Annotated in this window: 11 protein-coding genes; 3 read left to right on the top strand and 8 right to left on the bottom strand. The window is 64.9% G+C overall.

From position 1 onward, the window contains the following. The first annotated feature begins 68 nt into the window (after window positions 1-68). Both algB and ACDI39_RS17740 read left to right on the top strand, forming a co-directional pair. Window positions 69-1,415 (top strand): sigma-54-dependent response regulator transcription factor AlgB, encoded by a 1,347-nt coding sequence (gene algB / locus ACDI39_RS17745; RefSeq protein WP_225790004.1) that lies wholly within the window; start codon window positions 69-71, stop codon window positions 1,413-1,415. Next, window positions 1,412-3,190, top strand: a complete 1,779-nt coding sequence (locus tag ACDI39_RS17740; protein WP_225790003.1) for a KinB sensor domain-containing domain — start codon at window positions 1,412-1,414, stop codon at window positions 3,188-3,190. Before algB ends, ACDI39_RS17740 begins: the two co-directional genes overlap by 4 nt. A gap of 81 nt (window positions 3,191-3,271) precedes the next feature. Here the strand turns inward: ACDI39_RS17740 and ACDI39_RS17735 are convergent, their stop codons facing one another. The 7 genes from ACDI39_RS17735 to ACDI39_RS17705 form a co-directional block, all read right to left on the bottom strand. Further along, window positions 3,272-4,873, bottom strand: coding sequence for an EAL domain-containing protein (locus tag ACDI39_RS17735; RefSeq protein WP_225790002.1), 1,602 nt, complete (start codon window positions 4,871-4,873; stop codon window positions 3,272-3,274). A gap of 145 nt (window positions 4,874-5,018) precedes the next feature. Continuing rightward, the gene (locus tag ACDI39_RS17730) at window positions 5,019-5,795 is read right to left on the bottom strand and encodes an N-acetylmuramoyl-L-alanine amidase (protein WP_225790001.1); all 777 of its coding nucleotides are present in this window, start codon (window positions 5,793-5,795) and stop codon (window positions 5,019-5,021) included. A 61-nt stretch (window positions 5,796-5,856) separates the two neighbouring features. Then, window positions 5,857-7,743 carry a GGDEF domain-containing protein gene (locus ACDI39_RS17725; protein ID WP_225790000.1) on the bottom strand — a complete coding sequence of 629 codons (1,887 nt, stop codon included), beginning with the start codon at window positions 7,741-7,743 and terminating at the stop codon, window positions 5,857-5,859. A 63-nt stretch (window positions 7,744-7,806) separates the two neighbouring features. Beyond that, a complete protein-coding gene (locus tag ACDI39_RS17720; RefSeq protein ID WP_225789999.1) occupies window positions 7,807-8,661 on the bottom strand; it encodes an endonuclease/exonuclease/phosphatase family protein in 855 nt (284 codons plus the stop codon). Window positions 8,662-8,673: 12 nt separating this feature from the next. After that, complete coding sequence (gene dsbA, locus ACDI39_RS17715) at window positions 8,674-9,306, bottom strand: thiol:disulfide interchange protein DsbA (RefSeq protein ID WP_225789998.1); 633 nt, start codon at window positions 9,304-9,306, stop codon at window positions 8,674-8,676. Window positions 9,307-9,458: 152 nt separating this feature from the next. Next, window positions 9,459-10,076 (bottom strand): c-type cytochrome, encoded by a 618-nt coding sequence (locus ACDI39_RS17710; RefSeq protein WP_225789997.1) that lies wholly within the window; start codon window positions 10,074-10,076, stop codon window positions 9,459-9,461. A gap of 31 nt (window positions 10,077-10,107) precedes the next feature. Further along, window positions 10,108-10,410 (bottom strand): c-type cytochrome, encoded by a 303-nt coding sequence (locus tag ACDI39_RS17705; protein WP_225789996.1) that lies wholly within the window; start codon window positions 10,408-10,410, stop codon window positions 10,108-10,110. 193 nt (window positions 10,411-10,603) lie between these two features. Between ACDI39_RS17705 and yihA the strand changes: the two genes are divergently transcribed. After that, the gene (yihA, locus tag ACDI39_RS17700) at window positions 10,604-11,236 is read left to right on the top strand and encodes a ribosome biogenesis GTP-binding protein YihA/YsxC (protein ID WP_225789995.1); all 633 of its coding nucleotides are present in this window, start codon (window positions 10,604-10,606) and stop codon (window positions 11,234-11,236) included. 336 nt (window positions 11,237-11,572) lie between these two features. Here yihA and polA read toward each other — a convergent pair whose 3' ends face one another. Then, window positions 11,573-14,338, bottom strand: a complete 2,766-nt coding sequence (gene polA / locus ACDI39_RS17695) for a DNA polymerase I (RefSeq protein WP_225789994.1) — start codon at window positions 14,336-14,338, stop codon at window positions 11,573-11,575. Window positions 14,339-14,357: the final 19 nt, after the last annotated feature.

Here is a 14,357-nt window from a genome sequence, read left to right as displayed (position 1 = left end):
AATGGACCATGCAACTTGCCCGATTTTTCCGACACTAATTGAGATCAATCCCGAAGGAGCGTAGGAAAATGGAATCAGCCCAGGACAACCAAGGCCGCATTCTGCTGGTGGATGATGAATCCGCGATCCTGCGAACCTTCCGCTATTGCCTGGAAGACGAAGGCTACAGCGTGGCCACGGCCAGCAGTGCCGCGCAGGCGGAAGCCTTGCTGCAGCGCCAGGTGTTCGACCTGTGTTTCCTCGACCTGCGCCTGGGCGAGGACAATGGCCTGGATGTGCTGGCCCAGATGCGTATCCAGGCTCCCTGGATGCGTGTAGTGATCGTCACCGCCCATTCGGCGATCGACACTGCGGTCGATGCCATCCAGGCCGGCGCCGCCGATTACCTGGTCAAGCCGTGCAGCCCCGACCAATTGCGCCTGGCCACGGCCAAGCAGCTGGAAGTCCGCCAGTTGTCGGCGCGCCTGGAGGCGCTGGAAGGCGAGGTGCGCAAACCCAAGGACGGCCTGGATTCACACAGCCCAGCCATGATGGCGGTGCTGGAAACCGCCCGGCAGGTGGCGACCACCGACGCCAATATCCTCATCCTCGGCGAGTCGGGGACCGGCAAGGGTGAGCTGGCCCGCGCCATCCACGGCTGGAGCAAACGGGCACGCAAGGCCTGCGTGACCATCAACTGCCCCTCGCTGAACGCCGAGCTGATGGAAAGCGAACTGTTCGGCCATACCCGTGGCGCCTTCACAGGGGCCAGCGAAAGCACCCTCGGGCGGGTCAACCAGGCGGACGGCGGCACGCTGTTTCTCGACGAAATCGGCGATTTTCCCCTGACACTCCAGCCTAAGCTGCTGCGTTTCATCCAGGACAAGGAATACGAGCGGGTTGGCGACCCCATCACCCGCCGGGCCGACGTGCGGATTCTCGCGGCGACCAACCTCAACCTCGAGGAGATGGTCCGCGACGGGCGCTTTCGCGAAGACCTGCTGTACCGCCTGAACGTCATCACCCTGCACCTGCCTCCCCTGCGCGAGCGCAGCGAAGACATCCTCACCCTCGCCGAACGCTTCCTCGCCCGCTTCGTCAAGGAATACTCGCGCCCCGCCCGGGTGTTCAGCGACGAAGCCCGCACAGCCCTGCTCAACTACCGCTGGCCGGGCAACATCCGCGAGCTGCGCAACGTGGTGGAGCGGGCCAGCATCATCTGCCCGCAGGAACGTGTGGAAATCAGCCACCTGGGCATGGCCGAACAACCCACGGGCAACGCGCCGCGGGTCGGCGCCGCGCTGAGCCTGGACGAGCTGGAGCGCGCCCACATCGGCGCGGTGCTGGCCACCAGCGACACCCTCGACCAGGCCGCCAAGACCCTGGGCATCGACGCCTCCACCCTGTACCGCAAGCGTAAGCAGTACAACCTATGAAATGGTCGATGAAGCTGCGCACGCGGCTTTTCCTCAGCATCTCGGCGCTGGTGACGGTCGCCCTGCTCGGCCTGCTGCTGGGGCTCGTCAGCGTGTTGCAGATGGCCACCGTGCAGCAGCGCCTGGTCCGCGACACCACCCATGCCCTGGAAGTCGGCCTGAAGCTGCGGCAGAACCTGGGTGAGCAGCTCAACCTGATCCTCGACGAAAGCACCGATCCGCAAAGCCTGGTGACCCTGCAGGAGAGCTTCAAGACCCTGCTCGACGAGGGCCTGGCCCAAGGTGGCGAGCGCACCGGCTTCAGCAAGGCCAACAGCAACTACCAGGCCTTTCTCCAGGCGTACCGCGAAAGTCCGGCGCCGGCCCGCAGCATGGGGGTCGAGCAACCACTGGGCGCAGCGTTCAACCAGGTGCGTACCGACCTGATCGATTCGCACAAGCAGGCGCTGGAGCACATCACCCGCAGCGAGGAGCAAACCCGCGGCCGCGCACTGCTGATCAGCGGCATGCTCGGCCTGATGGGCCTGGCGGTACTGGTGCTGGGCTTCGTCACCGCGCACAACATCGCCCGCCGCTTCGGCCAGCCGATCGAAGCCCTGGCCAAGGCCGCCGACCAGGTTGGCCAGGGCAACTTCGATGTCACCCTGCCCGTGACCCAGGCCACCGAGCTGAACCAGTTGACCCGGCGCTTCGGCCTGATGGCCGATGCCCTGCGCAAGCACCAGGCCACCAATGTCGACGAACTGCTGGCCGGCCAGCAACGGCTGCAGGCGGTGCTCGACAGCATCGACGACGGGTTGTTGATCATCGACCGCCAGGGTTGCCTCGAGCACCTCAATCCGGTGGCCCAACGCCAGCTTGGCTGGGACTCCAGCCGTGTCGGCACGGGCCTGGCCGAGGCGCTGCAGCGCCCGGAGCTGGAGCAGCAAGTGCGCCAGGTCCTGCGTGGCGGCAACCTGGACCGCCCGCCCGATGACCTGAGCATCGAAGTCGATGAGGAAACCCGCCTGCTGGCTTATAGCCTCACGCCGGTCAGCCATCCCCAGGGGCCGATCCTGGGCGCCGTGATGGTGCTGCACGATGTCACCGAGCAGCGTGCCTTCGAGCGGGTGCGCAGCGAGTTCGTCCTGCGCGCCTCCCATGAGTTGCGCACGCCGGTCACCGGCATGCACATGGCCTTCGGCCTGCTGCGCGAACGCTTGAAGTTCCCGCCCGAAGCCCGGGAAAACGACCTGCTCGACACCATTGGCGAGGAGATGCAGCGGCTGACTCAGCTGATCAACGACCTGCTCAATTTCTCCCGCTACCAGAGCGGCCTGCAGAAACTGGAACTGGCGCCCTGTGCCATCGACGAGCTGCTCGAACGCGCCCAGGCACGCTTTGCCGAGCAAGCCACGCACAAGCAGATCGAGCTGCTCACCGAACTGGAGCTGCCCTTGCCACGTATCCAGGCCGATATCGCCCAGCTCGAGCGGGTGCTGGACAACCTGCTGCACAACGCCATTCGCCACACCGCCAGCGGCGGACGTATCCGCCTGCACGCACGGCGCCATGCCGAGCGGGTGATCATCAGCGTCGAGGACAACGGCGAGGGCATCGCCTATGGCCAGCAAGGGCGCATCTTCGAGCCCTTCGTGCAGGTGGGGCGCAAAAAGGGTGGCGCTGGCCTGGGGCTGGCGCTGTGCAAGGAGATCGTTCAGTTGCATGGGGGGCGCATGGGGGTGTTTTCCCGGCCAGGGCAGGGTACCCAGTTCTACATGGCCTTGCCGGTCTGAGGTGGGCGACTCGTTTCGCGGGCAATCACTCAAGACTTTGGGGGGCCACTTCGCGCCCCAGGATGACAAGCACCGGCAATGTCAGGGCTTGCCCACGCGCCGCCCCCGCGTGACCAGTTCGGCGAACTGCCGGGCATTGAGCGGGTGGGCGAACAGCCAACCCTGGCCGTAGTTGACGCCTTCATTGTTGAGCAAAATCGCCTGGTCCTCGCACTCGATGCCTTCGGCTATCACCCGCAAATGCAGGTCATGGGCCATGCGAATGATGTGCGGAGCCACACCGCTGCTGGCGGCATCATGGCCCAGCGCGTCGATGAACGACTTGTCTATCTTCAGGCAGTCCACCGGCAGGGTCTGCAAGTAGGCCAGGCTGCAATAGCCGGTGCCGAAGTCGTCGATCAGCACCTGGTGCCCCACCGCGCGCAGCGCCTGCAGGTTGTCACGCGCCACCACCACGTCGATCAGGCCGCGCTCGGTCACCTCGAAGGCGATCTGGCTGGGGGACACCCGATGGTGCGCCAGCAGGCGCGCCGCCACCCGGCCGATACGTGGCACCATGACATCGCAGGCCGCCAGATTCACCGAGATATAGAGGTGGCGGTTGGCCCGCAACAGCTGGCCCAGTTGCTCCAGTACCCGTTGCAGGACGAAGTCGGTGATCTGGCGGATCTGCCCGGTGTTCTCGGCCAGCGGGATGAACAGCTCGGGGCTGGTCAGGGTACCGTCCGGGCGACGCCAGCGCACCAGCGCCTCGGCACCGACACAACGCCGGCTGTCGAGCTCGAAGATCGGCTGATAGAGCACCTGCAGCTCGCCCCGGCGCAGGGCATTCTGCAGCTCCGAGCTCATCGAACGTCGCTGCAGCACCAGTTGCAGCACCAGCCAGCCGATGCAACAGGCCAGCAGCAGGCTGCCAGGGAACAGCAGCCAGAGCATGCCGTTCATTTTCAGCGGCAGGCTGGCGCGGGGGGCAATCAGCACCAACTGGTAGTCCGGCGATTTGGTCGGCATGCGGTAGACCAGGCGATCGCTCAGCTCGAGCAGGGCCTTGTGCGAAGGAGGAGGCCAGTTGGCGACCGGTGGCCAGACCTGGACGGGGCCCAGCACCGGGATCGCCCGGGTGCCGTGGTCGAGGACCACCAGCAGGCTGCCGCCGGGGGGGAGGTCGACCACGTCGCTGAGGTGGCCGCGGGAGGTGGACACCAGGAACCTTCCCCGGCCCAGCATCAGCGCGGCCAGGTTCTCGTTGGGTTCGGTGGTGGTGTTGAGCCAGTAGCTGTAGGTCGGGCCCTGGATGTCGGGTGCCCGCAAAGGCTCGATGAGCCGTTCGCCCCCCCGGTTGGAGCAGGCGATGTTGCCCTCGACATAAGCCGCCTCATAGATGAAGCGCGAACTCAGGCCAACCTGCTGCAAGGCCTCCAGCATCGACGCATCGCAGCCGCGCAGGGGTTGTGCCTGAAGACGGTCGACACCTTCGCGCAATTGGCCGAACACCTGCTCCAGACGCTCCAGGAAGCGCTCGCCCCGGGCGTTCATCTGCGCGCTTTCGCTTTGCTTCATCTGTTGCACGGCCACGCCGAAGCTGGCCGTCAGCAACAGCACGGCGCTGGCCAATGCTGCCATCCCGGCCAGCATCCAGGGTCGGTAGAAAAATTGGCGCAACGCGGCGAAGAGGGCTGACATCACGGGCATCCAGTTGATTACCAAGAGGTATAGCAACGGAATGGACAATCGGCCTCGCCGTTGGGCGCATGGGCCTGGCTGGCCGAGGGTGCTGCTGGCGCTATGTTGACCCGCGAAGGTCTGGGCCGCTTCGCAGCCCCAAGGTTCAGCGCATGCTGTTGAGCACCTGCAGCATCGCCGCAGTCTGGGCGTCCGGCATGCCGTCGAAACGCTGCGGGCGGAAGCGCATCTGGAAGGCGGCGATGACATGACGGGTGGCGACATCCAGCTCGCCGGTCTGCGCGATGGCATAGCCGAACCGTGCCAGTTGCTGCTGGTACCAGCCCGCCGTCGGCGGATTGACGCTGAAGTACGCCTGCTGTCGTGCCACCGCCGTCGCCTCCGGCCATACGCCGAGGCCTGCATCGGCCAGGCGCTTCCAGGGGAACACCGGCCCGGGGTCTAGCTTGCGCAGCGGCGCGATGTCGCTATGGCCGATAATGTTCCGGGGCGCGATGCCGTTGCGCTTGACGATGTCCTTGAGCAAGGCGATCAGTGCCTGGACCTGCGCCTCGCTGTAGGGGTGCCAGACACGGCCAGTGGATGTGTCGGTATAGCCCGGATTGACGATCTCGATGCCGATGGAACTGGAGTTGAGCCAGGTACGGCCTTGCCACTGGCTGTCGCCGGCATGCCAGGCGCGGCGGCTCTCATCCACCAGTTGGTAGACCTTCGCCGGGCCATCGCCGATCAGGTAGTGGCTGCTGACCTCGCCATGGGTCAGCAGCGCCAGGGAGCGCTCCAGCGAGGCGTTGGTGTAGTGCAGGACGACGAACTGGATACGGTTGTCCTGGTTGACCGACGTATGGCTGCGATCGATACGCAAGCCGGTGGAGCAGCCGGTCAGGACGATCAGCAGCAGGGCAGTGAACAACGCTTTCATGGAAACAGCCAGGGTGATGGGTCAGTAATGCAATAGCATAACGTATGCACGCCTCGCCCAGTCAGCCTTGTTCCACCCGATTTCGCCCCAGCTCCTTGGCACGGTACAGCGCGGCATCGGCGCGCTTGAGCACCTGGTCGCCACGCTCGCCGGAGCGAAACGCGCTCAGCCCTATGGAAGTGGTGATCACCACCCGCTGGCCCTTGAAGTGGAACGGGCAAGCCTCGACTGCCGCGCGTAGGGCCTCGGCCATCTCGCCCCCGTCCGCCAGCGAGGTCTGCGGTAGCAGCAGGACGAATTCCTCGCCGCCAAAGCGGGCGATGAAGTCCTGGCCACGCAGGCGCTTGCGCAACTGGTCGGCGACGATCTTCAGGACCTTGTCCCCGGCCAGGTGGCCATAGCTGTCGTTGATACGCTTGAAGTGGTCGAGGTCGAGAATCGCCATCGACAGATGGCCACCTTGCTCCTGCCAGGCTTGTACCTCGCGCTCGACACGCTCCGTCCAGGCGGCTCGGTTGGGCAGGCCGGTCAGTGGGTCGATCAATGCTTTCTGCCGCTGCTCCTCCAGGTGATCGCGATAGCCGAGGGCCTCCTGCTCCATATGCGCCACCCGTTCGGCCAAACCCTGCAGGCGGCCGGCCAGTTCCTGCTCGCGGCGGTCGCGCTCCTGCTGGTGTTCGTCCATGGTCGTCAGCAGGCCCTCGAGGCGGTTCTCCAAGATGTGCTTGAGGCTGTCCAGGTCAACGGCGCCTTGCACGCTGTTCTGCAGACCGTCGACCTGCTCGCGCAACTGGCTGTCGAGTTCGCGGGCGGCGCAACTGTTGTCGGCATGCCCGGCACTGGCCTCCTGCAGGTGGCCCTGGAAGCTTTCCAGGCGTTCGTTGAGCTGCTGCAGGTAGGCCTCGAACTCGTGCTGGCCGCTGTCGGTGATCGCCAGCATCAGCACCGCCAGGTCATCCAGTACCGGGATCAGCTCATACCAGTTGAGCCCGCGTGACACCCGCTCACGCATGGCCAGGGCCTGGGCCTTGTGACGCTCCGGTAGGCTCAGGTCGTCGAGCAGGCCGATCAGGGTCTGCTCGATGTGTGCGGCTACCGTGCTGTAGGGCGGTTCGACGGCATCGGGCAGGGCGTAGGGACCGTCTTCATCGATGGCTTCGCCTGGGCCATCGGCCAGCGGCTCGCCAGGCTCGCGGTCATCGTCCGGCGACGGCTCCACCTCGAGCGGGCACTCGGTCGGGGCCGTCTCCTGCGCCGAGGGTAGCTCGATCTCGATCGGGTCTGGACCTGGTGCCTCGGCCAGCGGCTGCAATTCATCCATGTCGCCCGGAAGGGCTACGGGCTCGGCACCCGGCTGCGCCATGGCGCCGGCGACGGGCAGCGTCTCGGCCATGGCCGCGACAGGCTGGGTTTGCGCCTGCGTCTCGTGGTTACCGAACAAGCGCTGCAGCAACCCTGGCCGGGGCTCCTCCTCCGGCCTTTGCAACACACGCAAGGCCCGGCCCTGCAAACCGCTGAGTTCGCCCAGCAAGGGCGGCAGCTCGCGGGACTGGCTGACGCCCCCTTCGAGCTTCTTGGAGAGTTTCTTCAAAGGGCGGGCGACCTCGCCTGGCAATGGCAGGCCTTGCAACTGACCAACCAGCGCCGTCAAGGCATCACTGACCTGGTTCATGCGGGTTTCGCGTCGCTGCTCAGAATCCAGCACGGCCTTTTCCAGCCGTGGGATCAAGCCGGCGAGGCCGGCGTCCAGGTTGTCACTACGGATGACTTCGCGCATTTCCTTCATGCACTGGTCGACCGCCTTGTCACTGCCCTCGGCTGCCAGGGAACTGCGCACCAGGCCACGGCGCAGCAGGTCGAGACGGGCTTCCCAGCGGCGTTCGAGCTTTTCCTGCTGTTCGATGCTCTTGAGGTATTTTTCTTTCCAGCGCTCGGCTTCGTCGGTCATGCCTGGGTCCGCAACGGGTGGTGGCATCTAGATTTCGGCGAAAAGCCCGAACTCTTGAGACCTCTAGCTCACGACCGGCAGCGTATCCACCGCCAAGGCTTCAGGCAAACGAATCTCGACGGCAACGGGAAGGTGATCGGAAATGGGCTGGGCCAGCACCTCGACCCGCTCCAGGGTCAGGCTCGGGCTGAGCAGGATGTGGTCCAGGCAACGTTGGGGGCGCCAACTGGGGAAGGTGGCCTCGACCTGCGGGGCCACCAGGCCCAAATCGCGCAGGGGTGAATGCTCGAGCAAGTCGTTGGCATGGGTGTTCATGTCGCCCATGAGGACCTGGTGGCGGTAGCCGCCGATCAGCTCGCGCACGTAGGCCAGTTGCCGGGCACGGGTCTTGGCGCCGAGCGCCAGGTGCATCATCACCACGATCAGCGCGTCCTTGCCTTCACCGAAACGCACCAGGATCGCCCCGCGCCCGGCAGGGCCGGGCAGGGGATGGTCTTCCAGGTGCTGGGGCTTGAGCCGGCTGAGCACGCCGTTGCTGTGCTGGGCGAAACGCCCCAGGTTGCGGTTGAGCTGCTGGTACCAGTAAGGGAAGGCACCAAGCTGGGCCAGGTGCTCGACCTGGTTGACGTAGCCCGAGCGCAGGCTGCCGCCGTCGACCTCCTGCAGGGCCACCAGGTCGAAGTCGCCGAGCAGGTCACCGATCTTCTGCAAGTTGCCCGCACGCCCCGTATGCGGCAACAGGTGCTGCCAGCTGCGGGTCAGGTAGTGGTGGTAGCGCTCGGTGCTGATGCCGACCTGGATGTTGAAGCTGAGCAGCCGCAGCCGGCCATCTTCCGGCAGGCCCGGGGCCTGCAGGTGATGTTCGTTGACCTGCGGCTGATGCGGGCCGATACCTCGCGTGGTCCGGAAGCGGCTCATGCAGGGCGCCGCTTACTTCGCGGCGCGCTCCTTGGCGATCAACTGGTCGGCGACATCCAGCACCCCTTCCGGGCCACCGGCGGTGCCCAGGTCGAAGCGGTACTTGCCGTTGACCACCATGCTCGGCACGCCGGTGATCTCGTACTTCTTCGCCAGTTCCTTGGCCTGCTTGACCTGGCCCTTGATGGCGAAAGAGTTGAAGGTGGCGAGGAACTTGTCCTTGTCCACACCCTGGGTGGCGAGGAAGTCGGCCATTTCCTCAGGCTTGGTCAGGTGCATGCGCTTGTTCTGGATGGCATCGAACACCGCGGCATGGACCTTGTGCTCCACACCCATGGCTTCGAGGGTCAGGAACATCTGGCCGTGGGCGTCCCACGGGCCACCGAACATGGCTGGCACGCGCTTGAAGTTGACGTCGGCCGGCAGTTTTTCAGCCCAGGGGTTGATGGTCGGTTCGAAGTGGTAGCAGTGCGGGCAGCCGTACCAGAAGAGCTCGACGACTTCGATCTTGCCTGGCACGGAAACCGGGACAGGGTTGCTCAGCTCGAAATACTGCTCGCCTGCCACAGGCTCCGCGGCCTGTACGGCGGTCATTCCGAATACGCTGGCGGCGACCAGCGCAGCGCTGAGAATCAGTTTACGCATGCTTTACTCCTGAGCAGTCATTGGTCGCCTCGACGCGACCCGTACTGTGACAGGTCGGGAAGGGCCCGAGTTCTGTAGTGTAATGGCTACGGACAGAAAAAAGGGCAGCCCGCGCCGCCCTTTCATCATCGCCTGACAGCATTAACCGAAAATTAATGCAGGCCCTGGATGTAACTGGCCAAGGCTTCGATGTCCTTGTTGCTCAGCTTGGCGGCGATCGAACGCATGGTCATGGCGTCGCCGTCATTGGTGCGGTTGCCCTCACGGAAGTCGGTGAGTTGCTTGGACACGTACTGGGCGTGCTGGCCGCTCAGGTGCGGGAAACCGGCCAGGGCGATACCCGCGCCGTTGGGCGAGTGGCAACCGGTGCAGGCCGGCATGCCTTTTTCCAGGTCGCCGCCGTTGAACAGGGCACGGCCACGCTCGACCAGGTTGGGGTCGGCGGCCCCGACGCTGCCCTTCTGGCTGGCGAAATAGGCCGCGATGTCGGCCAGGTCCTGGTCGCTGAAGGGGTCGAGCATGCCCGTCATTTCCAGCACGGTACGCTTGCCGGACTTGATGTCGTGGAGTTGTTTCTCGAGATAGCGCTGGCCTTGGCCGGCCAGTTTGGGGAAGTTCGGCGCCAAGCTGTTGCCGTCGGGGTTGTGGCAGGCTCCACAGACGGCTGTCTTGGCCTGGCCGGCAGCAGCATCGCCTTTGATGGGTTGCGCAGCATTGGCCGCACCTGCGACACCCACGGTCAACAGCAGACTCACGAATAGTTTGTTCATCAGCTAATCCAACACGGCTAAGGGTGAAATGTTATGTATCGGGACTGTCGCTCATCCAGAGGATGACCGACCGGTAGTCCTCGGTACTGCAGTCCATGCACAATCCACGCGGCGGCATAGCCTTGAAACCCTGGGTAACATGCGCCACCAGTACCTCCACACCTCGCGCCAGCCTTGGCTCCCAGGCTGCCCGGTCACCCTTCTTGGGTGCCTGTGGCAACTGCCCGGCGTGACAGGCCGCACACGTGCGGTTGTACAACGCCTCGGGATCCTGTGTAGCCTGAGCGCTGAAAAACGGCAGGAACATACCGACAGCAAGCAGCCATTTCGCCATGCGCAACGACCTTTCAGGGTTGGGGGCCGCGCTGCGTTCTGATGCGCGAGCTTCTGATCGACACCCCATGCACATCATCCTACGCCGGGATAATGCGCACACAAAAACTGGGGCATTATATACTTCCGCCATCCAAACGGAAACGACACAGCTTGCCGGGCCTGGTCTTGGCGGCACCCACATCGGATATCCCATGCAAGTCAAAAACCCCATCCTCGGCCTCTGCCAGAAAGCCAAATTCGCCCTTAGCGCCGCCAAGGTCGAACAATGCCCGGACGACCAGGGTTACGAGGTGGCTTTCGCCGGCCGTTCCAACGCCGGCAAGTCCAGCGCCCTCAACACCCTGACCCATGCCAGCCTGGCGCGTACCTCCAAGACCCCGGGACGCACCCAGCTGTTGAATTTCTTCAGTCTGGACGATGAACGGCGTTTGGTCGACCTGCCAGGCTACGGATATGCAAAAGTGCCGATTCCGCTCAAGCAGCACTGGCAGCATCACCTGGAGGCCTACCTCGGCAGCCGCGAGTGCCTGCGCGGGGTGATCCTGCTGATGGACGTGCGTCACCCGATGACCGACTTCGACAAGATGATGCTCGACTGGTCCACGGCCAGCGGCATGCCCATGCACATCCTGCTGACCAAGGCCGACAAGCTGACCTTCGGCGCCGCCAAGAACACCTTGCTCAAGGTGCAGTCGGAAATCCGCAAGGGCTGGGGCGAGGGAGTGACCATCCAGCTGTTCTCGGCGCCCAAGCGCATGGGGCTGGAAGAGGCCTATGGCGTGCTGGCCGGCTGGATGGAGCTGGAAGACAAGCCAGCGGCATGACTGGGGGCAAGCTTCAAGCTGGGGCTGCTACATGCCCGGGATCGCCGAATCGCGGGCAAAAAAAACCCCGGACTTCGTATGGGGAGGGGGAAGTTCGGGGTTCAAGTCCGGACCGCTAGGGCGGGGTCCGGGTATCTGCCAACACTTAACACAACATAGGAGCATCGAAAGGCTTCACCAGCCATTCAGTTACTCTGAGTCCCGGTTCACCGGTTTAGTTCCGACGCCCTGAAAACTATTTGCGATAGTTTCATGAACACTCAGAACCACTGACGCTGAGCCAGCTTCGGATCCGCGACACTACGCCGCAGATCCTACGCCTCTTTGTCACACCGTTCAGTGAGCTTCGTCCCAATTCGAGCCGATGCCGACTTCCACCAGCAGCGGCACGTCCAGTTGCGCGGCGTTGCTCATGTATGGGCGGATCTGCTCCCTGACCTGCTCCACCAGATCCTCGCGCACCTCCAGCACCAGTTCGTCGTGCACCTGCAGGATCACCCGCGCATCCAGGCCGCTGTCGGTCAGCCAGTTGTCCACCGCCACCATGGCGCGCTTGATGATATCGGCCGCGGTGCCCTGCATCGGCGCGTTGATCGCGGTGCGCTCGGCGCCCTTGCGCAGGGCCGGGTTCTTCGCGTTGATGTCCGGCAGGTACAGGCGGCGGCCGAACAGCGTCTCGACGAAACCCTGCTCGGCGGCCTGGGCACGAGTGCGCTCCATGTAGGCCAGCACGCCTGGGTAGCGGGCGAAGTAACGGTCGATGTAGTCCTGCGACTGCTTGCGGTCGACACCGATTTGCTTGGCCAGGCCGAAGGCGCTCATGCCATAGATCAGGCCGAAGTTGATGGCCTTGGCGCTGCGCCGCTGGTCGCTGGTGACCTGCTCCAGCGGCACGCCGAACACCTCCGCGGCGGTCGCCCGGTGCACGTCCAGGTCATTGCGGAAGGCATGCAGCAGGCCCTCGTCCTTGGCCAGGTGGGCCATGATGCGCAGCTCGATCTGCGAATAGTCGGCGGCCAGCAGCTTGTAGCCGGGGCTGGCGATGAACGCCTGGCGGATACGCCGGCCTTCGGCGGTGCGGATCGGGATGTTCTGCAGGTTCGGGTCGCTGGACGACAGCCGGCCGGTGGCGGCCACGGCCTGCTGGTAGGAAGTGTGGATGCGCCCGGTACGCGGGTTGATCTGCTCCGGCAAACGGTCGGTGTAGGTGCTCTTGAGCTTGCTCATCGAGCGGTACTGCATCAGCACCTTGGGCAACGGGTAGTCCTGCTCGGCCAGTTCCGCCAGGACCGCCTCGGCGGTGGAGGCCTGGCCCTTGGCGGTCTTGCTCAGCACCGGCATGCCCAGCTTGTCGTAGAGGATCACGCCCAGTTGCTTGGGCGAGCCGAGATTGAATTCCTCGCCGGCCAGTTCGAAGGCCTCGCGCTCCAGCTCGGCCATCTTCACGCCCAGCTCGCCGCTCTGCACCGCCAGCAGCTCGGCGTCGACCAGCGCGCCCTGGCGCTCGATCTTCGCCAGTACCGGCACCAGCGGCATCTCGATGTCCATCAGCACCGGCTGCACGCTCGGGGTCTGGGCCAAGCGCGCCTGCAGGGCATGGTGCAGCCGCAGGGTGATATCAGCGTCCTCGGCAGCGTAGGGGCCAGCCTTTTCCAGCGGGATCTGGTTGAAGGTCAACTGCTTGGCGCCCCTGCCGGCGATGTCCTCGAAGGCGATGGTGGAATGGTCCAGGTACTTGAGCGCCAGGCTGTCCATGTCGTGGCGGGTGGCGGTGGAGTCCAGCACGTAGGATTCGAGCATGGTGTCGTAGGCCACGCCACGCATCTGGATGCCCTGGGCCGGGTCGCCGCCGATGGCGCAGTTGGCCAGGATGTTGATGTCGTACTTGGCGTTCTGGCCGACCTTGGCCTTGCCCGGGTCTTCCAGCAGCGGCTTGAGGGCCAGCAGCACCTCGTCGCGGTCCAGTTGGGCGGGGGCGCCTTCGTAGTCGTGGGTCAGTGGCACGTAGGCCGCCTCATGGGGCTCGATGGCGAACGACAGGCCGACCAGCCTGGCCTGCTGGGCATCCAGGCTGGTGGTCTCGGTGTCGAAGGCGAACAGCGGCGCCTGGCGCAGCCGTTGCAGCCAGTGATCGAAGCGCGCCTGGTCGAGGATGGTCTCGTACTTGGGCTCGGCCTTGGCCACCGGCTCCTGCGCCGTGGCGATCGCTTCGCCGGCCTGGGCCGCATCGCGCTGGACCTCGGCGATCCAGCTCTTGAACTCCATCTCGGTGTACAGCGCCAGCAGCGCTTCGCGGTCCGGCTCGCCGCAGACCAGCGCCTCGACCTCGATCTCCAGTGGCACATCGATCTTGATGGTGGCCAGCTCGTACGACAGGAACGCCGCGTCGCGGTGCTCCTCGAGCTTGGCCGGCAGGCCCTTGGCGCCGCGGATCGGCAGGGCGGGGACCTTGTCCAGGTTGTCGTACAGCTCGCACAGGCCGCCACCGATGCCGGTCAGCAGGCCCACGGCGGTCTTTTCGCCGACGCCGGGCACGCCGGGAATGTTGTCGACCTTGTCCCCCATCAGGGCGAGGAAGTCGATGATGTGCTCGGGGCCGACGCCAAATTTCTCGTGCACGCCAGCAACGTCCAGCACGCTACCGGTCATGGTATTGACCAACGTGATGTGCCCGTCCACCAATTGGGCCATGTCCTTGTCACCGGTCGAGATGATCACCGGCCGCCCCAGTGCCGCGCTGCTGCGCGCCAGGGTGCCGATCACGTCGTCGGCCTCGACCCCTTCGACGCACAGCAGCGGGTAGCCCAGGGCCTTGACGCTGGCATGCAGGGGCTCAATCTGCACCCGCAGGTCGTCCGGCATGCTTGGGCGGTTGGCCTTGTATTCGGCGAACATGGCGTCGCGGAACGTACCGCCCTTGGCGTCGAAGACCACCGCGAACAGGCTGTCCGGATACTGCTTGCGCAGGCTCTTGAGCATGTTCAGCACGCCCTTGACCGCGCCGGTAGGCATGCCCTTGGAGGTGGTCAGCGGCGGCAGTGCGTGGAAGGCGCGGTACAGGTAGGAGGAACCGTCCACCAGGACGAGGGGCGCTTGGCTCATGAGGAGAATCAACCTTTTC

Source organism: Pseudomonas sp. Tun-23181, assembly GCF_057415455.1.
Note: the sequence above shows the minus strand (reverse complement) of the source record. Positions and strands in the feature narration are given on the sequence as shown.

Bases quoted from the DNA above. Each gene is read 5' to 3' on its own strand.
- ACDI39_RS17705 (WP_225789996.1), bottom strand. From the start codon at position 10,410: ATGGCGAAATGGCTGCTTGCTGTCGGTATGTTCCTGCCGTTTTTCAGC.
- ACDI39_RS17720 (WP_225789999.1), bottom strand. From the start codon at position 8,661: ATGAGCCGCTTCCGGACCACGCGAGGTATCGGCCCGCATCAGCCGCAG.
- ACDI39_RS17740 (WP_225790003.1), top strand. From the start codon at position 1,412: ATGAAATGGTCGATGAAGCTGCGCACGCGGCTTTTCCTCAGCATCTCG.
- ACDI39_RS17725 (WP_225790000.1), bottom strand. From the start codon at position 7,743: ATGACCGACGAAGCCGAGCGCTGGAAAGAAAAATACCTCAAGAGCATC.
- algB (WP_225790004.1), top strand. From the start codon at position 69: ATGGAATCAGCCCAGGACAACCAAGGCCGCATTCTGCTGGTGGATGAT.
- ACDI39_RS17730 (WP_225790001.1), bottom strand. From the start codon at position 5,795: ATGAAAGCGTTGTTCACTGCCCTGCTGCTGATCGTCCTGACCGGCTGC.
- ACDI39_RS17710 (WP_225789997.1), bottom strand. From the start codon at position 10,076: ATGAACAAACTATTCGTGAGTCTGCTGTTGACCGTGGGTGTCGCAGGT.
- ACDI39_RS17735 (WP_225790002.1), bottom strand. From the start codon at position 4,873: ATGTCAGCCCTCTTCGCCGCGTTGCGCCAATTTTTCTACCGACCCTGG.
- dsbA (WP_225789998.1), bottom strand. From the start codon at position 9,306: ATGCGTAAACTGATTCTCAGCGCTGCGCTGGTCGCCGCCAGCGTATTC.
- polA (WP_225789994.1), bottom strand. From the start codon at position 14,338: ATGAGCCAAGCGCCCCTCGTCCTGGTGGACGGTTCCTCCTACCTGTAC.
- yihA (WP_225789995.1), top strand. From the start codon at position 10,604: ATGCAAGTCAAAAACCCCATCCTCGGCCTCTGCCAGAAAGCCAAATTC.